The following is a 21,685-nucleotide window of genomic DNA, read 5'->3' on the forward strand; positions in this document are numbered from 1 at the left end:
TAGGGAGGAAAATGGAATGACATTAATGACAGGGAAACAATATCGGGAGTCACTGAATGATGGCAGGGAAGTTTATATCGATGGAGAAAAGGTTCGGAATTTAGCTGAACATCCATCTTTTAAGCCCATCATTGATGTAAAAGCTAGAATGTATGATATGGCGTTTGAAGAGAAGTATGCTAGTACTTTAACGACTAGACTTGAAGATGGTGAGATTGTATCCCGAGCATACAAAGCACCTGAGACGAAGGAAGATTTAAGCGCGATTCGCAAACATGTGGAAACCGTTCTAGACGACCTTGGCGGGGTAGTATACCGAGTTGGTGATGAAACGATTGGTGAAATGTGGTCGCTCTTTGACGCCCAAGATAAATTAAATGAAATTGACCCAACGTATGCAAAAAATATTAAGTATCACATTGACCGTGTCGCAAGAGAAGACTTGTTCCATGTTTCGGCAAACACCGATCCAAAAGGCGATAGAAGTAAATTATTCGGTGGAAAAGACGGTGGAACCCTGCTTCATGTGGTCGAGGAAAATGATAAAGGAATCGTCGTAAAAGGCGCTAAGTTTGAAACAGCCGCTGCCTATGCCCATCAAGCATTTGTAAAACCAACGATTTTAGATTGGAATGCTGGATCAGAAAAAATGGCTCCTTTCGCTTGTGGATTCATCTGCGATATGGGATCACCTGGTCTGAAGCATATTTGCCGGACATCTTTGGGTGCTGACCGAAATCCACAAGATTATCCGATTGCCACAAAATTTGAAGAAATTGATACATTACTTATCTTTGATAATGTCCTAATTCCATGGGAAAATGTACTTTTCCATCGCTCCTTAGAATCAGCCGCTTATATCCGTTCCACCCTTCATCGTTATTCTGCTTTTAATTACACCCTTAGAATGTTACGTCGAGCCGATTACTTAATCGGAGCCGCCTTATTGAATGTGGAACAAACTGGTTTAACCCATCTACAAGCTGTAAAAGAGAAAATCTCAGAACTTATCAATTATCGTGAAGGAATTAATGCTCATTTAACTGCAGCGGTAGCGGCAGCAGAAAGAAGCCCAGGCGGGTTAATGATGCCAAATCAATCACTCCTTTACACAGGCCGAGTCTTCGCGTTGGCTAATTTCCCGGCAATGGCCCATTTAACGAGAGAGCTTGTTGGCGGACAATTAGCGGTTACTCCGGACTCTACGACGATGGCAGACCCGGAAATCCAATCTTATATTGATCAATATTACTCTGTTGGGGAATGGACACCAGAGGACCGTGGAAAATTACTTTATTTCGCAAGAGATTTGTTAAATTCCTCTTATGCCGGTCACCGTACAACCTTTGAATTATTCGCCCAAAGTCCGCCATTTGCACAACAAATGGCTGTGTTTAACAATTTTGATTTGGAGCCTAATCGTGAATTGGTGCGAAAAGCAGCAGGAATTCAACCGTCTGTACCTGTTTCTAGCATCTAGTAGAAAGGAGTTTTTACTTTGGAAATTCATGCACCTGGTACGTTAAAGCTCCCAGCATCAACGCTCACGATTGGAGCCCTTGACGGTGTGCATTTAGGGCACCAAGCATTGCTTTTAAAAACAAAATTACGTGCGGAAAAACTTGAGGTTCCATTTGTGGTTTATACCTTTGATCCGCCTCCGAAGGTATTTTTTAAAAATTGCCAAATGATCACTTCACTCGATGAAAAGCTTAGCCGGCTTGAGATGCTGGGAGCTGAGCATGTGATTGTGGGGGAATTTAACGAAGCATTTACCAAACAAACTGTTTCTTCTTTTTTAGAAGAAATACAGCGAATCAATCCGATTGAAATTTGGGAAGGGCCAAACTTCCAATTTGGTAAGGATCGAAAGGGCACAATTGATGATCTACGGGCCCATTTCAATGTCGGTGTTTTAAATCCGCTGCAATGTGACCAAGGTGAATTAATCTCTTCCACTCGTATCCGCAAATTATTACTGCAAGGAAACTATTCTTCAGCCAAAAAATTACTAGGAGATATCCGCCATATTTCCTTTTTGGCAGAAAAAAACTTTGCCGTATAAGGAATTCGCGTTTTATTAGTAGACAAGTAACCTATAAAAATTGGAGCAGCAATGATTGAGTTATTCAAAATTGTTGCTCCCGTTTATTTTTTGATAAAAAAATAGAATCAGATTGCTAAACTGATAGGGTTTGAAAGTGGGGAACTGTGTATTGAAAATTAATCTTGGTCGTTTATTACAGGATATTGAGCGATATGGAAAATATGGAAAGAATGAATATGGAGGTGTGACTAGACCTAGTTTTTCTTACGAAGATCATCAAGTACGTCAATTGTTTATCGAAGAACTAAAGGAAATGGGACTTGAAATTACCATTGATGGTGCGGCCAATATATGGGGGAAATATAAAGGAACAGGAAAAAAGAAAGACAGTATCGTGATTGGCTCCCACTTGGATTCTGTTCCAAATGGGGGAGAATACGATGGGCCTCTTGGTGTTCTGATGGCAAAAGAAATTATCAAAACGTTAAAAGAGCATAGTATTCCACTTGATCATGATATTGAAATCGTTTCCTTCACTGCAGAAGAATCTAACGATTTTAATGTATCCACCTTCGGCAGCCGTTGCTTTGTCGGAAAGCTAACATCAGGAATGTTAGAGGATGTACGAGATTCAAAAGGAGCTCTATTGAGTGAAGAACTGAAGAAGGTTGGCGGTGGACTTGAAAAGTTCCCAGAAATGAAGGAGATGCACAAGGATAAAAAAGCTTTTATTGAACTTCATATTGAGCAGGGGCAGCGGCTAGAAAGCGCGAATATTTCGATGGCGGTAATTAACAGTGTTGTTGGGACGTATCGTAGTTTTGTATCCGTAAAAGGAGACCCCAATCATTCTGGTACGACCATGATGGTCAATAGAAGAGATGCCCTTACCGCAGCTTCGGAAATGATTCTTGAAGTGGAGCGGTATTGCAAATCCAAGGGGGATATTGTTGGAACTATAGGGAGATTAAATGTAAGTCCTAATGCTGCCAATATCATTCCAGGACAAGTTGATTTTATAGTAGAAATAAGAGCTGAGTCACAGGGAATCATTCAGGAGGCAATAGATTCCATCCAGGATGTTTGGAATGAGATTTCAAGTAGAAGACAGGTAAAAGTTTCACAAGAAGTATTTCTTGACCAAAAACCAGTACGTCTAGATCAGGAGTTGGTAGCTGTTCTTGAAAACACTGCCAGGGAAATGAAGGAACCTTGTTTAACGCTGCCAAGTATGGCTGTGCACGATGCCGCCCATATGGCAAGTGTAACGAAATCGGTTATGGTTTTTGTGAAGAGTATCGGCGGGAAAAGCCATTGCCCTGAAGAGTTTAGTGAACCCGAGGATATTGAAAAGGTTGGAAATTTAATCCTGCAAGGTATAATTCGGCTGGATCGAACGCTTTCAGAAAAGGAAATTAGCGTCTAAGAAAATACATGAAAGGGAAAGGATACGTATCAGTCTTTTTTTTCTTCAAAATGGAGGCTTGCTAGTAAACTAGCAAGCTTTCATTTTGGCATAGATATTTTGTCCTAACTTTAAATGGTTATCTAGTTTCTCTATTAAAATAGGTATAAGATTTATATTTATTTGTGATATAGTAATTATTGAATTTATAAAATAAAGAATTTTTAGAATATTTAATTGACATTAACACTGTGGATTTGTTATTTTTAATTAAAGAATAATTAAAGAAAAGTTCCGTAAATGAAAAAAGAACACTTAATCTTTGAAATTCATGTAGCGGATTCAAGTCATCAATGAAATGATAGGAGGAATCGTATGGCATTAATGACAGGAAAAGAGTACCGTGAATCGCTGAATGACGGAAGGGAAGTCTATATTGATGGTGAAAAAGTTCGGAACGTAGCAGAACATTCATCCTTTAAGCCCATTATTGATGTAAAAGCTAGAATGTATGATATGGCATTTGAAGAGAAGTACGCTGAAACCTTAACCACTAGACTTCCAGATGGTGAGATTGTATCCCGAGCATACAAAGCACCAGAGACGAAGGAAGATTTAAAGGCGATTCGCATACATGTGGAAACCGTACTAGACGACCTTGGCGGGGTAGTGTACCGGGTCGGTGATGAAACGATTGGTGAAATGTGGTCGCTCTTTGATGCCCAAGATAAACTAAATGAAATTGATCCAACGTATGCAAAAAATATAAAGTATCACATTGACCGTGTCGCAAGAGAAGACTTGTTCCATGTTTCGGCAAACACTGATCCCAAAGGCGATAGAAGCAAATTGTTCGGTGGAAAAGACGGTGGAACCCTGCTTCATGTGGTCGAGGAAAATGATAAAGGAATTGTCGTAAAAGGCGCTAAGTTTGAAACAGCCGCTGCCTATGCCCATCAAGCATTTGTAAAGCCAACGATTTTAGATTGGAATGCCGGATCGGAGAAAATGGCACCTTTCGCCTGTGGTTTTATATGTGACATGGGTTCACCTGGGTTGAAACATATTTGCCGGACATCCCTGGGTACTGACCGAAATCCACAAGATTATCCGATTGCCACAAAATTTGAAGAAATTGATACATTACTGATTTTCGATCATGTCTTAATTCCGTGGGAAAATGTACTTTTCCATCGCTCCTTAGAATCAGCCGCCTATATCCGTTCTACCCTTCATCGTTACTCTGCTTTTAATTACACCCTGAGAATGTTACGTCGAGCCGATTATTTAATCGGAACCGCATTACTGAATGTGGAACAAACTGGTTTAACCCATTTACAAGCTGTAAAAGAGAAAATTTCACAACTCATCAACTATCGTGAAGGAATTAATGCTCATTTAACCGCAGCTGTAGCGGAAGCGGAAAGAAGCCCTGGCGGATTAATGATGCCAAATCAATCACTCCTTTACACAGGCCGAGTCTTTGCATTGGCTAATTTCCCGGCCATGGCTCATCTAACAAGAGAGCTTGTTGGCGGACAATTAGCGGTTACTCCGGACTCTGCGACAATGGCAGACCCGGAAATCAAACCATACATTGATCAATATTACTCCGTTGGGGAATGGACACCAGAGGATCGTGGAAAATTACTTTATTTTGCAAGAGATTTGTTAAATTCCTCTTATGCCGGTCACCGTACAACCTTTGAATTATTTGCCCAAAGCCCGCCGTTTGCCCAACAAATGGCTGTGTTTAACAATTTTGATTTGGAGCCTAATCGTGAATTGGTGCGAAAAGCGGCAGGAATTAAACCAGCTACTACTGAGTCTTCTATTAACCTATAAAAATTTTGAGATAATTAAATTTTTGAAGTGAATAAAAATTCCTATAAATAATTAAAGGGGGACTTATGTTGGCACATTCTACAAAATTATTAATGAAAAAGATGGTTATGTTTTTGGTTTTAGCTGTATTGTTGGTTGGGTGTTCTGGGACTAACTCTTCATCGGGAAATGGTGATTCTTCTTCTGAAAGCGGAGACAAGATTCTCGTAGGGCTGCAAGCACCGATGACTGGTGATAACGCACAGTACGGACAGGATATGAAAAATGGCGTAGACCTTGCTTTTAAAAAGATTAATAGTGAAGGCGGCATAAACGGAAAAAAGCTTGAGTTAGTAGTCGGTGACGATAAAGCTACTCCTTCAGAAGCAGTTGCCGTTGTGAACAAAATGATTATGAATGATGGGGTAAAGGCCATTATCGGAGGATATAATTCATCACCAACATTGGCTGCACAGGAAGTTTCAGGATCCTCAAAAGTACTTCATTTAAATATGGGGGCGAGCCCTGATTTATCCAAAACAGGTAACGAATACCTATTCCGTGTTATTTTAACTGGTTCCGTTTATGTACCTGCTGTAATGAAATATATGGCGGAAGAGAAAAAGGTAAAGAAAATAGCCGCCTTATTTGAAAATACAGATTATGGAATTACGATGTATGACGCAGCAAAGGAATCTACAAAAGACCTTGGGGTAGAATTTATCGCTACTGAAAAATATAATCCAGGCGATAAAAACTTCTCAGCACAATTATCAAAGATTAAAAACCTAAACCCTGACGCTGTAATGGTAGTTGGATTGTACAATGAGGTAGCTTTAATTGAGCAACAAGCAAGACAGGCTGGATTGAATGTTCAGTTCTTCTCACCAGATGATTCTATGTATTCAGAGCAACTCATCACATTAGGTGGAGATGCGGTTGAAAATCATATTTTTGCTTCGATGATTGATTTAAATGCTGGTTCAGATGAGATGAAAGAATTTAAAGCGTTAGCAGATGAAAATAAGATTCCAGCACAGGCTAATACGGCAATTGCTTTTGACGCGGCCATGGCTCTTGCAAAAGCACTAGAAGAGGGTGCCGGAGATGCTGAAAAATCACGTAATGCTTTAGCCAATATTGAATATCAAGGAATTACTGGACCAATTAAATTTGATAAAAACGGTGATCGTGCAAATACTCCAATGATTATGCAAGTTCAAAAGGGTAACTTCTCGGTAATTAAAGAATCAGAATAGGGGGATAATCAGTGTTCTTTGACCAACTAATAAATGGAATCGTCCTCGGCAGCATATACGCATTAATGGCGATTGGATACACAATGGTATGGAATGTGCTTCGTTTTATTAACTTTGCACACGGTGAAGTCTATATGGGAGGGGCATTCGTGTCCCTTTATCTTCTATTATTAGACACACCTATTTGGCTGGCTTATATTGGAGGCGTGTGTGCAGGGGCACTTCTTGGGTATTTAATGGAGAAAATGGTATACATGAGAATGCGAAGTGCACCGAAATTAAATTTGCTGATTGCAGCGATTGGGATTTCGATTGTCCTTCAAAATTTAGCTCAATATATTTGGGGGGCTACACCGGAAAGATTAACCTCTCCATTCCTTTCCAATAATATCAGTATCGGGGATATGCTGATCAATCAGCACTATGTTTATATCATCATTGTCACCATTCTTGTCATGATTGTTTTAGAATTATTTATCAATCGAACACTTATGGGAAAAGCTGTCCAAGCTGCCTCACAGAATATTCAAGCTACCCAATTAATGGGGATAAATGCAAATAAGATTATTTCGATTACGTTTGCAATTGGTTCAGCTGTTGGTGCGCTAGCAGGTATTTTAGTAGGACCGGTATTCCTGGTATATCCGACCATGGGAGTATTCGCTGGACTAAAAGGATTTACTGCCTCGGTTATGGGGGGAATGGGGAATATTCCAGGAGCCATGATTGCCGGCTTATTATTAGGTATCATTGAGAGTTTTGCAGCTGGTTTTATTTCTTCAGGTTATCGAGATGCGGTTGCCATGGTTATCTTATTATTTATTTTATTAGTTCGTCCTCAAGGGATCTTTGGGAAAATCGTTCAACAAAAGGTATAAGGGGGGAGAAAGGATGGAACAAATCAAAAAAACAGGTTTTCGAAAAATCGTGTTCATTTTTGGAGGGATTGCATTATTTCTCCTGCCTCTTGCAGTAGTGAATCCTTACTTTATGTATGTGATTAATCTTATCCTAATCTATGCCATCCTTGCACTAGGTCTAGATTTAATTGTTGGATACACGGGTCAGGTTTCCGTGGGACATGGTGCATTCTTTGGAATCGGAGCATATGTCGCTGCCATATTGGCCAAAAAACTGGGCTTTTCACTATGGATGAATCTTCCACTCTCCATTCTGGTTACAGCATTAATCGGATTTGTCATTGGATTTATTGGATTGAAATTAATTGAAGAATACCTAGTTATGGCAACGCTTGCATTTGGAACCATCATATGGCTTGTATTTTTAAACTGGAATGATCTTACAGGCGGACCGATGGGAATTGCCGGAATACCTGCTCCTCCGCCCATTAAAATAGGATCATTTGAGCTTTTGTTTACGCGTTACCATGATTATTATCCCTTATTATTGATATTTGTATTTTTAGGCATTTTCGTCACACGGTTAATCATTAAGTCCGGATTTGGCCGTGCATGTACCGCCATTCGTGATGACGAACTCGCAGCTCAAGCAATGGGGATCCCTGTATTTAAAACAAAAGTAATGATGTTTACCATTTCCGCTGCTTTTTGCGGTGCGGCTGGTGCCTTATATGCTCATTTCCTGCGTGTTGTTAGTCCGGAAACATTTGCTTTTGGGATGTCTGTCACGATTTTAACGATGGTTATGATTGGCGGCCAAGGTTCGATAGCAGGAGCGTTGATTGGAGCATCGATTCTTACCGTTTCTTCAGAGTTACTACGTGAGACACCAGAATTAAGAATGTTAATTTATGGAGTTTTAATCGTCGTCATGATTATGTTTTTCCCTAAGGGAGTCATGGGGTTATTAAAAATGTCAAAGAAACGATTTTTTCAAAGAAATTCACGAATTGAAAAAAAAACAGCGATAGAGAAAGAGGGGTTAAGTTATGAGCAGTAATGTTGTGAATGACTCAGCCATCTTAACCGTCAACAATCTTTCAAAGTCTTTTGGGGGAGTAAAGGCAGTAAACAATCTATCGTTCTCGGTTTCACAAAACAATATCCATGCCATCATTGGCCCGAATGGTGCAGGGAAAAGTACGCTATTTAACCTAGTCACAGGTGTGATTACCCCAGATGAAGGGAAAATACAACTACTAAATCGGGACATCACTTCATTGAGACCAGATAAAATTGCAGAGCAAGGGGTTTCCCGTACCTTCCAAAATATCCGGCTATTTCCTGATATGACAGTCTTTGAAACTGTATTGATAGGAACCTATCTTTTAACAGGCGGCAACCTTCTGCCTGCTTTATTTCGGACGAAGAACTTTCGGAACAAGGAAAGGCAGGCGAAGGAACGTATAGAGGAAATATTGAAATTCGTAGGGTTGTGGGAGCTGCGTCATGAGTATGCAGCAAAACTTTCCTATGGAAGTCAAAGACGTGTTGAAATTGCCAGGGCTTTAGCAACAAATCCTGATCTATTATTACTTGATGAGCCAACCGCGGGTATGAATCAGAAGGAAACAAAAGAGCTTATGAATCTATTTACACAGGTGAATAAACAAGGCATAACGATTTTAATTATTGCGCACGATATGCATCTCGTAAATACGTTGTCCGACCAAATAACGGTGATAAATTTTGGAGAAAAGTTAGTAGAAGGTCCTCCTGAAGTGATTCAGAATCATCCTGCAGTATTGGAAGCTTATATGGGGAGGGCTGAGGTAAATGCTTAATGTAGAAAATGTAAGTACCTATTATGGACAAATATGTGCTTTAGACAATGTAAGCTTGAAAGTAGGAGAAAAGGAAGCCGTTTCGGTTATCGGTGCTAATGGTGCAGGGAAAAGTACATTATTGAAAACAATCATTGGAGAGCTGCGTCCCAAAAGTGGAAGTATTCAACTTTCTGGTAAATCAATCGTGAATGAAAAAACCTTTAAATTAGTTAGTCGCGGCATGACACTTGTTCCTGAAGGAAGGCATGTATTTCCATTACTTTCGGTTTGGGATAATTTACTTCTAGGTGGTTACACACTTCCAGCTAAAAGTCGTCAGCAAAGGGCGGAAGAGGTTACAGAGCCTTTTCCGATTTTAAGAGAAAGAAAAGAACAGTTGGCAGGTCTATTGTCTGGCGGAGAGCAGCAAATGCTGGCAATCGCAAGAGCCATGATGACGAAACCGAAACTATTATTACTCGATGAACCATCAATGGGTTTATCACCAAAACTAGTGTTTGAAGTCTATGATAAAATCACCGAATTACATCAGCAAGGAACCACCATCCTTTTGGTCGATCAGAATGCTGAAATGGCGATTGATTTTTGCAGTCGCGGCTATGTACTAATGGCTGGGCGTTTAGCTGGGCAAGGAACAAAAAAAGAATTAAAAGAAAGCGAAATTGTTCAAAAATCTTATCTCGGGTAATTGTTTAAAATGTTGACAATTTTCAGAAAAAACATTATATTATTTTTAGGGTATAAATAGGGATAAATTCCTTTAATAAAAATTTAGGGAGGAAATACCAAGATGACAGTCCATGGTGAAACAAAAAAAGTAGAGATTCAGAGATTCCGAAAGTTCAAAACAGCCCAATATTATCCAAAAAACCTGGGAAAACCAGAACACCATATTGATAATGAATTTTGCATGGCCGTTCGAGCTGGAAATCGAATCTTCTTACGAGGTCAAACGGGATTTGATTTAGATGGAAACTTTCATGGCATTGGCGATGTGGCAGCGCAAGCGGAAATGGCATGTACCTGTGTAAGGCAGCTGATTGAAGAGGCTGGCGGCACGATTAATGATATTTGTAAGATTACCGTTTACTTAATGCATCGTGAAGATCGAAGCAAAGTCTATCCGGTAATTGCGAAGCATTTTAAAGATGTATATCCTTGCAGTACTGGTTTATTGGTAAGTGGGTTTGCGATGCCTGAGATGTTAATGGAAATTGATGTTGAGGCTGTCATTAGCGAATAGGTTTTTATTTTAGTAGATTCATACAGTATTAAAGTGAATATAAATATATCTACCGAGGAGGGATAGAAAATGACATTTTCGGTAGCAGGACGTTGTTCTTCCACCGGTGCATTAGGAGTCATTGTTACTTCTAGTAGTCCAGCAGTTGGGGCAAGATGCCCATGGGTGAAAGCAGGAGAAGGTGCTATTTTATCGCAAAATGTGACTGACCCAAGATTAGCCACTATCGGTTTTACCGTGTTGGAAAATGGTTTCGATGCCGAATCGACGATACGTTCCATGAAGGCGGCTTCACCATATCCTGAATACAGGCAACTGGCAGTAGTGGATTCCAAAGGAAATTCCGCTGCCTTTACAGGGAAAAAGGCACTAGGTGTCCATGGCGAATTTTGTGCAAAAAATGTTGCCAGTATTGGAAATCTCCTCAGTGATCCTGCCATTCCTGAAGCAATGGGGCATGTATTTCTAGAAACAGAAGGAATGCCATTAGCAGAAAGGTTAATTTTTGCGCTTGAAAAAGGCTTTCAGTTAGGCGGGGAATTAGATCAGGAACGCTCTATTGGACTCCTAGTATACACGGATGAACCATTCCCTTATGTGGATCTAAGAGTAGATTATAGTGATCACCCTCTTGAAGATTTAAAGAAGCTTTGGGAAATTTACAGCCCTCAGGCAAACGATTATAAAGTAAGGGCGGTTGTTCCAGAGATGGCTCCTTCATATGGGGTTTTAGGGGACGAATAGCTATTTTTTAATTTAGTTTTGTTAGATATAGATTGATTTTTTTGAGTAGATCCTTATGAAGGACAAAACTCATAGAGGAATCATGAGATTTGTCCTTCATCCTGGTTATGAAGGACAAAACTCATTGAGGAATCACGAGATTTGTCCTTCATCCTGGTTATGAAGGACAAAACTTATTGAGGAATCACGAGATTTGTCCTTCATCATGGGTATGAAGGACAAAACTTATTGAGGAACCTCGAGATTTGTCCTTCATCATGGTATGAAGGACAGTACTCATTGAGGAATCACGAGATTTGTCCTGCATCATGGGTATGAAGGACATAACTCATTGAGGAATCACATGATTTGTCCTTCATCAATTTTTAATGTCGATGATGTAATGATATCAACACTTTAATACAATCTAAGATTAAATTAAAATCTATTACTAATTAATAGTTTAAGAATGAATAGTAAAACACATGGGAGATTCTCGTTGAGGAGCCCCATGTGTTTTTTTGTGGTGTAATATTAGAAGAAGGAAAAGCAGCGATTGCCATATAGATAACAGCACAACAACAAAGGATTGTCGAAACCTTATACTCCTAAAAACGTATGAAAGGTTAGTGAATGTATGATCAATCAACCTTGAAAACTTTTATCAAAGAATAGATTACCAACTTTCATAAAATTCTAAAGAGGTGAGGTGTAACATTTGGCATTACAGTATCAAGAATACGGCGATAAGAGTGCTCCTTTAATGCTGTTTTTACATGGCGGTGGAGTTAGTGATTGGATGTGGGATAAACAAATAGAATACTTCATTCATTATCATTGCATTGTTCCAATCTTACCTGAACATGGGTTAAACAATGATAAAATTCATTTTTCAATAAAGGGTAGTGCAGATGAAGTAATTAAATTAATCAAAGAAAAAGCAAATGGAAAGAAAGTAATTTTGATTGGTTTTTCTTTAGGTGCGCAAGTCATTATTCAACTATTAAGTATGAAACCAGATTTAATTGATTTTGCCATCATAAATAGTGCTTCGGTCAGGCCCATTTCATACGCCAAAAAACTAATAAAACCTACTATTCGATTAACATTTCCATTAATTAAAAAAAGATGGTTTTCCAAACTACAAGCAAAAACATTATATATAAGTGGAAAATACTTTGAAAAATATTATGAAGAAAGTTGTCAACTAAAACCAGACACTCTTGTAAGAGTATTAGGAGAAAACATGTCGTTCAAAATACCTAATGATTTTAAACAAGCAAATGGAAAGATATTGGTTACTGTGGGTGATAAAGAAAAATCCATTATGAAAAATTCTGCAAAAGATCTTGTAGAAAGTAATGCAAAATGTAAAGGCGTGATTATACCTAAAATTGGGCATGGAGTTTCTTTAGCAATGCCTGACTTCTTTAATCATATGGTAGAAGCATGGGTACATGAAGGTACCTTGCCAAAAGAAGGTAGAGTTATAAGTTGAATTTTCCTGTTATTGATTATAGGAGTTGTAGTTAAACCAAAGCGGACTTCTTTAATAAATTTACATATTCATGGTATATTTGTATTATTTATTCATATCGAAACGTTTTTGTGGAGGTTTTTAAATGGCTACGATGAAAGATATAGCAAAAAAAGCGAATGTTTCACTTTCTACCGTTTCGGCTGTTATTAATCAGTCAGCATATGTCAGTCCGGAACTTACGAATAGAGTGATGCAGGTAATTGAGGAACTACATTACCGACCCAATGCAGTAGCACGAAGTTTGAAAAAGAAGAGCACCAACACGATTGGTTTCATCGTAACAGATATTTTAAATCCTTTTTATCCGCCTATGATCAAAGGAATTGAGGATGTAGCGTTTAATCATAATTTCAATGTCATCCTTTGTAATACATCCAATGAACATTCTAAAATTTTGGCTTATTTAGAACTAATGCTAGAACAACAGGTTGACGGTCTCCTTTTAGCGAATATTGCTTTAGCGGAAGATTTAATCGAAATTGAAAAATCAGGATTAAAATATGTTCTCATTAATCGAAAACCCCCATTGTATGATAAACACTTTGTTGGAGTTAATAATCCGCTCAGTTCTGAAATAGCTGTTAATCATTTAGTGGCACAGGGGTACAAAAGAATTGCTTATTTTGGAGGTGATTTAAAAATAAACACTGCAAGGGAAAGAAAAGCTGGATTTATTAGCTGCATGACCCTTCATGGTTTAGAAGTGGATCCAATGCTTGTTTTTGATGGAGAATACACCTTGGAATCGGGATATACCAATGTGAAAAAGATGCTCGAACAAGAGGGAACATTACCAGAGGCGATTTGTACGGTAAGCGACGTAGTGGCGTTCGGGGTGATTAAGGGACTTAGAGATGCTGGGATTCGTGTTCCGGAGGATATCGCTGTCATCGGAAATGATAATAGCTCTTTTTCTGAAAACTTTCTTGTTCCTCTCTCTAGTGTAGATCACTCTACCTATGAAATGGGTAAATTATCGATGGAGTTGCTTTTACAGTTAATCAAGGAAAAGAATGAAACCGTTCCTAGACAAATAACACTAACACCATCTTTAGTGGTTCGCGAAAGTTGCGGGTATACAGGAAATGATGTCAATAATTGATTATCTGCTTGAAAAAGGGAGACAGGAACATCGAGAGGGTACCTTCTGTCTATTATAAGGTACATATAAAAGTTACCAGCTTACTCAATGTTTCGTTCTCCTACAAAATGTAAAAATGGACGATGATTTAGATAAAGATCTGTTTCCCGAGGCACGTCGTTACCAATAGTGAATAGTGAATTCGATATATTCAGAAAAACCTATTGATTTTGAAATCAATTCTATTTATACTAAATTTATACAGCGAAACGTTTCGATAGTAAAGAAGAACTAAAACGGTTTCAAAACTATTATTTCGATTTTCAAAAGGGTAAGAGTCTATTTAATTTTTTAAAAAGATAATAGACACCCATTGTAAAGAGTTGGGGAATGTGATTTTAGCCCATAGAAGCAGCAATATTTTATCTATTATTTTTTGATTTAAACGAAACGTTTCGCTGGGCGTATCTTACGTTAAAAAATGGAGGGATTATTTTGGAAAAATTGATTATTACAGTTGCTCCAACTGGAGCTCAGACCACTCGCAAACATACCCCTTATGTGCCGCTTTCACCTAAGGAAATTGCAGATTCTGTTTATGAAGCTTATCAAGCGGGAGCGTCTATCGCACATATTCACGTGAGAGATGAAAGCGGTAACAACACCCTTGAATTGGATACATACATTGAGACAGTGAATCGAATACAGGACAAATGTGATATTATTATCAACTTAACAACGGCCGGCGGAGTGGCGATGAACGATGAAGATCGGCTGCGAGTATGTGAATTGGGCTCTGAGATGGCGACATTTGATGCTGGTACGATGAACTTTGGATCTGATGTATTTTACAATACGCCAACTTTTTTAGAGAGATTAGCCGTAAAATTAAAAGAATTCCAGATAAAACCTGAAATTGAAGTATTCGATGTTGGAATGATTGAAAATACGATGCGGATTGTCAAAAAGGGCTTGATTGAGCCTCCATTTCATTTCCAATTTGTATTAGGTATACATGGCGGGATGCCTGCTACACCAAAAAATTTACTGTATTTAACAGAATGTATCCCACCCGGTTCAACCTGGTCAGCTATTGGGGCGAGTAAGGATCAACTAGCGATCAATACCATGAGTATTCTATTGGGTGGACATGTCCGAGTAGGAATGGAGGACAGTGTTTATTATCGACGGGGTGAATTAGCGAAAACCAATTCTCAATTTGTTGAAAGAATTGTAGATTTGTCTGGAACCTTGGGAAGAGAAATTGCTACACCAAACGAGGCAAGAGAAATTTTAGGCCTAGATTTAACCAGAAATAGAAAACTGAATAACGTGAGTGGTGTCCTTAAGTAGTGGTGTATTGTTGTGCATTTATTAAACGGTCAATCACATTGAAGGAGGAATACATATGAGAATTGCCATCATGGGTGCGGGTTCCTTAGGTACTATCATAGGGGCTTTGATTACTGCAAGAGGACAAGAAGTAGATTTAATTGATATCAATAAGGAACACGTAGAGGCACTAAATCACTCTGGTGCAAAAATTACTGGTTTTATGGATCTTACTGTACCTGTGAAAGCATTGTTGCCGAATGATATGAATGGGAAATACGATCTGGTATTTTTATTGACTAAACAAGTATATAATCAAACTTCATTAGAACAGTTACTTCCGCATCTTCATTCTAGTAGTATCGTTTGTACGCTGCAAAATGGAATACCTGAAGATTTTGTTTCCTCAATTATAGGACACGAAAGAACCATTGGGGGCGTAGTAGGATTTGGGGCAACATGGTTAGGACCGGGTGTTTCTGAACTCGTAACAGAAGTACATACTGTAAAAAATTACGCATTTGACATTGGTGAACTAGATGGTTCAATCACACCACGTATCGAAGAAGTAAAAAGGATATTAAATGTAATTGGTCATTGTCATGTCTCAGATAACATTATGGGAATTAAATGGTCAAAACTATTAATGAATGCAACATTTAGTGGCATGTCCGCTGCATTAGGCTGCCGCTTTGGTGACGTTTTATCTAATGAAACGGCGATGTTTAGTTTAGCACATATTGCTGATGAAACGATAAAGGTTGCACGGGCACACGGTATTAAGCTAGAAGAGATGCAAGGGAAAGATATGGAATTTCTTGAACTCCAGGATGAAAATGATGTGCCAAATAAAATGGATTTCTATCATGAGGTGTGGGAACCACATAGTAATACAAAAGCGAGCATGCTGCAAGACTTGGAGAAGAATAGAAAGTCCGAAATTGACTATATCAACGGTTTTGTTTGTAAAAAGGGAAGCGAAGCAGGGATTAAAACCCCTTACAATGACCTTGTTGTCAAATTAGTGAAAGAATCTGAGAATCTAGGATGTCTGCCAGAATTCTCAGTGAATATCAAACATTTCGAGCCTAGTTTCGTAACTACGGTAATTGATCATGATTAAAAAGATTGCTGTTTTAGGTGCAGGTACCATGGGGCACGGCATTGCAGAAGCTTTTGCGATGTATGGCTATGACGTTCATTTGTATGATACGGACGAAGATAGATTAAGGGATGCGCTAAAAGAAATTGAAGAAGAACTCAACATGTTAGTTGAGACAAACTTTATCGAAGCGCAGTCTGTCGGTTTAACGCTCGAGCGGATTACTGTATTTACGGATTTAAAGCAAAGTGTGGAAGATCGTGATTATGTCATTGAGGCTGTCCCTGAAATACTCGAGCTAAAGCAAAATCTTTTTAAGCAATTGGATGAATATTGTCCATCACATACGATATTTGCAAGTAATACCTCAAGTCTGCCATTAACGGGCATGATGGAACTGATTAGTGATAAACGGAAAGAGCGAATGCTGGTAAACCATTGGTATAACCCAGGTCACTTGATGCCTCTTGTAGAACTCTCATATTTTGGGAATATGCCAGATGATCTTTTTAAAGAAGTAGAACAATTATATCAGTCTATAAAAAAGCAAACCATTAGAGTTCTACAGGATATACCAGGACTTATAGCGAACAGAATTCAACAGGGTATTGCACGGGAGGTTTTTTCTCTCATTGAAATGGGAGCTGCAACTCCAGATGATATTGATAAAGCACTAAAGTTTGGTCCAGCATTTAGGTATGCGACCACAGGGCAATTAGAGATTACCGATTTAGGTGGTCTAGATATTTGGTGTACAGTTAGTGATAACTTGTTAAAGGCTATGGATCATTCTCAACATGCCAATGAGATGTTAAGGCAAAAAGTAGCCCAAGGGAAACTAGGCATAAAATCAGGAGAAGGATTTTACGAATATAATCAGGATGAAAAATCCGCGGTTAAGAAAAGGTTTGCGGAAAGACTTATCCATCAACTTAAAGCATCAGAGTTTTATATTAATAAATCTTCTATCAAAAAGGAAGTACCAAATTAATAAACTTTAATAATAGTAAAAATGACATCCGAGAAGCTTGAAGCATAATTGTATAGTTGGCGATAAACATTCCTAATAGGGAGATCTTCCCTTTTAGGATAAAGTTGAAAAGAAAATACATAAATGGATGTAGGAATGGAGTGTTTATATTTTGCCGCTTATAGCACTGGCTTTAGGAATTGTTATATTATTTATTTTAATTATCGTGTTTAAGCTTAATGCTTTTCTATCTTTGATGTTATCAGCTATATCTGTAGGGCTTATCCTTGGGATGGAACCATTAACTATCGTCAAATCCATTGAAACCGGTCTTGGCGGAACTCTAGGGCATTTAGCCATCATTATTGGATTGGGTGCTATTTTTGGAAAAATCATATCTGAAGGTGGCGGAGCCAATCGAATCGCAACATCTCTCATTAAAATTTTCGGCGAAAAAAGGGTGGACTGGGCCATCTGCATAGCCTCATTTCTGATGGGGGTTATTCTTTTCTATGAAGTTAGTTATATTCTAATCATTCCAATCGTATACACAGTTGCCATTGAAGCGAAGGTAAAGCTGTTGAAAGTGGGTCTCCCGTTTCTAGCGGCAATATCCATCACACACGTCTTTTTACCACCTCATCCAGGACCAACTGCAATTGCAGGCGCTTTAGGAGCAAATTTGGGCGTTGTTCTGGGCTATGGCTTGATTCTTGCCATTCCAGCTGCCGTTATTTTTGGACCGCTATTTACAAAGTTGTATAAAAACTGGGATATCCCCATTCCTATGCATTTAGTATCAAAGAAAGAATTTAACATGGATGAAGTCCCATCCTTTGCAACATCTATTTTAACTACTTTGTCACCTGTTATTTTAATTTTGATAGGGGTAATAGCAGAATTTTCATTACCTGAAACTTCTATCATTAGGAAAATCTTAACCTTTATTGGTAATGCTGATATGGCTTTGCTGATCGCGCTGTTTATCGCAATATACGTCTTTGGTTTGCATAAAAAAAGAAAGACGATGCCTCAAATCATGAAAATTGTAGAAGAAGCACTGATCGGTATGGGAGGAATCATTTTCATTCTCGGTGGTGGTGGTGCCTTTAAACAAGTTATTCTTGATAGTGGAATGGCAGATTATATTGCTGATTTTACAAGTGGATGGAATATCTCACCTTTTATATTAGCTTGGCTTATTGCCCTTACCATACGAATTGCTGTTGGGTCTGCGACCGTTACGGTATTAACTACCGCAGGAATTATGTTGCCAATTGTAACAGCAACTGGAGTTAATCCTGAATTGATGGTACTTGCAATTGGAAGTGCCTCCATCGCTTGGGCACCGCCAAGTGACGTATCATTCTGGATGACGAAAGAATACCTTAACTTGACCATTGGACAAACAGTCAAAACAGTGTGTTTCATGTATACCCTTGTGGCTATTTATGGAATACTTGGAGTATTAGCATTGAACATGATCTTTGGGTAATTCTTTGAAGTTAAAAAAAATAGTAGTTTGCAGGGGATAGAAAAAATACCTCCTTCCGGTGTGTTTGATGGAAGGAGGTATTATTTTTTATATATTTAGATAGCGCTCCATACACTGTTAGCAATGGAAATCACGTGTGTAATCTTATTCCATTGATCCTCTTCTGTTAAGAGATTTCCTTCTTCTGTACTGGCAAAGCCACATTGCGGACTTAATGCTAGGTTTTCTAAAGGAATAAACTGGCTTGCTTCGTTGATCCTAGCTTTAATGTTTTCAGGATTCTCAAGTTCTGCGAATTTAGATGTGATTAATCCAAGAACAACGGTTAGATCAGGTCGTTTAAAGTTTTTTAATGGTTCAAAATCACCTGAACGTTGATCATCGTATTCTAAGAACAGCCCATCCACATTTAACTCAGCAAAAATCGCGTCAGAAATTTGATCATAACCTCCGCTTGTAATATACGTGGATTTAAAGTTTCCACGGCAAATATGCATCGTAACTAACAAATCATTGGGCTTGTCTGCAATCACTTCATTAATACAGGATACCCTCTTTTTGATGATCTCTTGAACGTCCATGCCTTCTTTTTCAACCACTGCTTGAATCCGTTCTTCGGAGACAAAATCAATCCAAGAGGTATCATCTAATTGCAAATATCGGCAGCCGGCATCGTAAAATGCTTGAATGGCCTTTCTGTAAGCTGCGACAGTATCCTCATAAAATTGCTCTCGATTGCCGTTATAATACTCGTCACCTTGAATTCGAGTAAATAGCATATTCGGGCTAGGAATAGAGAACTTCGCTACTTGGCTGCCATCCCCATATTTTTCAACCGCTTCTTTTAAAAACTGAAAGTGTTCAATCATATAATGTTGATCGAAGTCGACCTTACCAACCACTTTAATCGCATTATTTCTAGTTTTCTCACCTTTAAAGGCACTTACATATTGGCCTTCAAAGAATTCAACGCCTTGGAGACCTGCTAAAAAATCCAAGTGCCACCATGAACGTCGAAACTCCCCATCCGTGATGGATTTAAGACCAACCTCTATTTGTTTTTGTACCAGTTTCTCAATTTCTTGATCCTCTACAACCTTTAAGGCATCTCTGTCAATTTCCCCATTTGCAAAAGCTTTTCTTGCTGTTTTAATCGGTTCTGTTCGAAGAAAGCTTCCTACATGATCCGCTTTAAATGGTGCTTTTACTCGTGTTTTTGTCATTACATCAAAACCCTCTTTCAGTATGATAAAATAGCCTTTTATTAAAAGGCTATTTTGTAAACTTTGTTGTTTGGAAAATCGGGTTCAAAATTCGGATTAGGTACTATTCTGATTCCCACTTCCATGTTTTTTCATATTCAACGATAACCAGAAGACTCTTTTGATTCCCCTTAGCATAATTTTAAGTGTTCAAAGGTAACCAAAAGGGTCTTTTGATTCCCGTTAGAATGATTTTTCATGTTCAAAGGTTACCAAAGTGCTCTTTTGATTCCCGTTAACATGATTTTTCGTGTTCAACGGTAATCAAAGGGAACATCTGATTCCCGCTACCATGATTTTTCAAGTTCAACGGTAGTCAGAAGGGTCATCTTATTCTAATAAACTCCAAAAGAATCTTCTTAAATCAACAAACTTTTAGAAAAGAGCCCATTAAAAAATAAGAAGAGAGGATGGCATTAGCCAACCCTCTTCTTAAACTCCTAAAATGAAACACTAAGTTTCGATGTGAGAGGTATATGTCTTTTTACTCTTCCATTGGAACCCATCCAGGTCTGCTGACAATTATTTTCCAAAGTCCTTCTGGTACAACAAGACGAGATTGGGCATCTTTTCTTAGTTTTGTTTCAATTTCAGCTTCTTTTCCTTGTTTAAGCTTTTCAACCCAATCAGGGTCAATAATAAGCTCCCGCCCGAGTGCAATCAAGCCAACACCGGCTTGAATCGCTTTTAATGCATCGTCTGCTGAATAAATAGAGCCACAACCAATCACTGGAACACTTTCTTCCACTCTCTTCTGAATCAATTCAATACGAGAACGTGAATCCTCACCCCCGCGTCTTGGCGGTGACCAGAAATCCACTGAGGAAACATGAAGATAATCAAGTTCTTTTCTTGCCAAAACATCCACTAAGGCAAGCGTATCTGCCATTGTAATTCCGGGTGTTTCTGGTTCCTCTGGTGTGAATCTATAACCTATAATGAAAGGTTTTTTTGCATGTTCCGCTACTGCCTTTTTCACTTCATCCACCACGGCAATGGGAAATGCTAATCTTTTTTCCAAACTGCCGCCATACTGATCTTCCCGTTGGTTGGTATGTGGCGAAAAGAACTGATGTATTAAATATCCATTCGCTCCATGTAATTCAACTCCATCAAATCCAGCTTCAATCGCCCTCCGGGTTGACTCGCCAAAATCACGAATAATGGATTGAATTTCTGCCTCCGTCAAAGCACGAGGAACTTGACCGGTACCTTGTTCTGTCGGAACAGCACTAGCACTAACAACATCCCCATTAGGAACTAACTCTGGCGGACACTTCCTGCCGCCATGGAAAATTTGCAATACTGCTTTTGCTCCTTGTTCTTTAATGGCAGAAGCGAGACGGCGTAAACCTGGAATAAAGTCATCATGATCGCTTCCAAATCCACCATGAAATGCTCTTCCGCTAGCTGAGACATATGCACACCCTGTGACAACCATTCCGACACCATTTGAACGAGTGCTATAGTATGCGATTTCTTCATCTGAGACAGTGTAATTATGGTTACTCGACCAAGTTGTCATGGGTGCCATCACGATACGATTATCTAATTGAATTCCGCTGCGCAACAGAATTGGCCGGAATAGTGGTGAATACTTTGGATTCATTATTCTTGACCTCCGCATTTTTTGAATACTCACTTATCATACGTTTCCGATATAAAAAATACATTAAATATGCTTGATACTAGTAG

General features: G+C 38.8%; 19 protein-coding genes. 17 read left to right on the forward strand and 2 right to left on the reverse strand.

Annotation, left to right across the window (positions count from 1 at the left end; genetic code table 11):
* The first annotated feature begins 16 nt into the window (after window positions 1–16).
* The 17 genes from V7108_RS09325 (at window position 17) to V7108_RS09405 (ending at window position 18,728) form a co-directional block, all read left to right on the forward strand.
* Window positions 17–1,480 (forward strand): 4-hydroxyphenylacetate 3-hydroxylase family protein, encoded by a 1,464-nt coding sequence (locus V7108_RS09325; protein WP_335568001.1) that lies wholly within the window; start codon window positions 17–19, stop codon window positions 1,478–1,480.
* A gap of 18 nt (window positions 1,481–1,498) precedes the next feature.
* Window positions 1,499–2,065: an FAD synthetase family protein gene (locus V7108_RS09330; RefSeq protein ID WP_335568002.1), complete on the forward strand. Its 567-nt coding sequence runs from the start codon at window positions 1,499–1,501 to the stop codon at window positions 2,063–2,065.
* 151 nt (window positions 2,066–2,216) lie between these two features.
* Window positions 2,217–3,473 carry a Zn-dependent hydrolase gene (locus V7108_RS09335; RefSeq protein ID WP_335568003.1) on the forward strand — a complete coding sequence of 419 codons (1,257 nt, stop codon included), beginning with the start codon at window positions 2,217–2,219 and terminating at the stop codon, window positions 3,471–3,473.
* Window positions 3,474–3,827: 354 nt separating this feature from the next.
* Window positions 3,828–5,297, forward strand: a complete 1,470-nt coding sequence (locus V7108_RS09340) for a 4-hydroxyphenylacetate 3-hydroxylase family protein (RefSeq protein WP_335568004.1) — start codon at window positions 3,828–3,830, stop codon at window positions 5,295–5,297.
* Between the two features lie 65 nt (window positions 5,298–5,362).
* Window positions 5,363–6,535 carry an ABC transporter substrate-binding protein gene (locus tag V7108_RS09345; protein WP_335568005.1) on the forward strand — a complete coding sequence of 391 codons (1,173 nt, stop codon included), beginning with the start codon at window positions 5,363–5,365 and terminating at the stop codon, window positions 6,533–6,535.
* An 11-nt stretch (window positions 6,536–6,546) separates the two neighbouring features.
* Window positions 6,547–7,413 carry a branched-chain amino acid ABC transporter permease gene (locus V7108_RS09350; RefSeq protein WP_335568006.1) on the forward strand — a complete coding sequence of 289 codons (867 nt, stop codon included), beginning with the start codon at window positions 6,547–6,549 and terminating at the stop codon, window positions 7,411–7,413.
* Between the two features lie 13 nt (window positions 7,414–7,426).
* Window positions 7,427–8,455: a branched-chain amino acid ABC transporter permease gene (locus V7108_RS09355; protein WP_335568007.1), complete on the forward strand. Its 1,029-nt coding sequence runs from the start codon at window positions 7,427–7,429 to the stop codon at window positions 8,453–8,455.
* Window positions 8,445–9,239: an ABC transporter ATP-binding protein gene (locus V7108_RS09360; protein ID WP_335518479.1), complete on the forward strand. Its 795-nt coding sequence runs from the start codon at window positions 8,445–8,447 to the stop codon at window positions 9,237–9,239. Before V7108_RS09355 ends, V7108_RS09360 begins: the two co-directional genes overlap by 11 nt.
* Complete coding sequence (locus V7108_RS09365; RefSeq protein WP_335518482.1) at window positions 9,232–9,930, forward strand: ABC transporter ATP-binding protein; 699 nt, start codon at window positions 9,232–9,234, stop codon at window positions 9,928–9,930. Before V7108_RS09360 ends, V7108_RS09365 begins: the two co-directional genes overlap by 8 nt.
* A gap of 102 nt (window positions 9,931–10,032) precedes the next feature.
* Window positions 10,033–10,485 (forward strand): Rid family hydrolase, encoded by a 453-nt coding sequence (locus V7108_RS09370; protein WP_335518485.1) that lies wholly within the window; start codon window positions 10,033–10,035, stop codon window positions 10,483–10,485.
* A gap of 69 nt (window positions 10,486–10,554) precedes the next feature.
* Entirely contained in the window at window positions 10,555–11,229 is a 675-nt protein-coding gene (locus V7108_RS09375; protein ID WP_335568008.1) for a DUF1028 domain-containing protein, read from the forward strand.
* A 697-nt stretch (window positions 11,230–11,926) separates the two neighbouring features.
* Complete coding sequence (locus V7108_RS09380; protein ID WP_335518491.1) at window positions 11,927–12,706, forward strand: alpha/beta fold hydrolase; 780 nt, start codon at window positions 11,927–11,929, stop codon at window positions 12,704–12,706.
* A gap of 124 nt (window positions 12,707–12,830) precedes the next feature.
* Window positions 12,831–13,850 (forward strand): LacI family DNA-binding transcriptional regulator, encoded by a 1,020-nt coding sequence (locus V7108_RS09385; RefSeq protein WP_335518494.1) that lies wholly within the window; start codon window positions 12,831–12,833, stop codon window positions 13,848–13,850.
* A 474-nt stretch (window positions 13,851–14,324) separates the two neighbouring features.
* Window positions 14,325–15,182 (forward strand): 3-keto-5-aminohexanoate cleavage protein, encoded by an 858-nt coding sequence (locus tag V7108_RS09390; RefSeq protein ID WP_335568009.1) that lies wholly within the window; start codon window positions 14,325–14,327, stop codon window positions 15,180–15,182.
* A gap of 55 nt (window positions 15,183–15,237) precedes the next feature.
* Window positions 15,238–16,284, forward strand: coding sequence for a ketopantoate reductase family protein (locus V7108_RS09395; RefSeq protein WP_335518499.1), 1,047 nt, complete (start codon window positions 15,238–15,240; stop codon window positions 16,282–16,284).
* A complete protein-coding gene (locus tag V7108_RS09400; RefSeq protein ID WP_335568010.1) occupies window positions 16,277–17,254 on the forward strand; it encodes a 3-hydroxyacyl-CoA dehydrogenase family protein in 978 nt (325 codons plus the stop codon). Before V7108_RS09395 ends, V7108_RS09400 begins: the two co-directional genes overlap by 8 nt.
* A 151-nt stretch (window positions 17,255–17,405) precedes the next feature.
* On the forward strand, window positions 17,406–18,728 hold the full coding sequence (locus V7108_RS09405) for a gluconate:H+ symporter (RefSeq protein WP_335518505.1): 1,323 nt from the start codon (window positions 17,406–17,408) through the stop codon (window positions 18,726–18,728).
* Window positions 18,729–18,823: 95 nt separating this feature from the next.
* Here the strand turns inward: V7108_RS09405 and V7108_RS09410 are convergent, their stop codons facing one another.
* A complete protein-coding gene (locus V7108_RS09410; protein ID WP_335518507.1) occupies window positions 18,824–19,951 on the reverse strand; it encodes a 5-methyltetrahydropteroyltriglutamate--homocysteine S-methyltransferase in 1,128 nt (375 codons plus the stop codon).
* Between the two features lie 523 nt (window positions 19,952–20,474).
* Window positions 20,475–21,599 (reverse strand): NADH-dependent flavin oxidoreductase, encoded by a 1,125-nt coding sequence (locus V7108_RS09415; protein WP_335568011.1) that lies wholly within the window; start codon window positions 21,597–21,599, stop codon window positions 20,475–20,477.
* Between the last annotated feature and the right edge of the window lie 86 nt (window positions 21,600–21,685).

The organism is Neobacillus vireti (assembly GCF_036962345.1).
GTDB lineage: Bacteria > Bacillota > Bacilli > Bacillales > Cytobacillaceae > Neobacillus > Neobacillus vireti_A.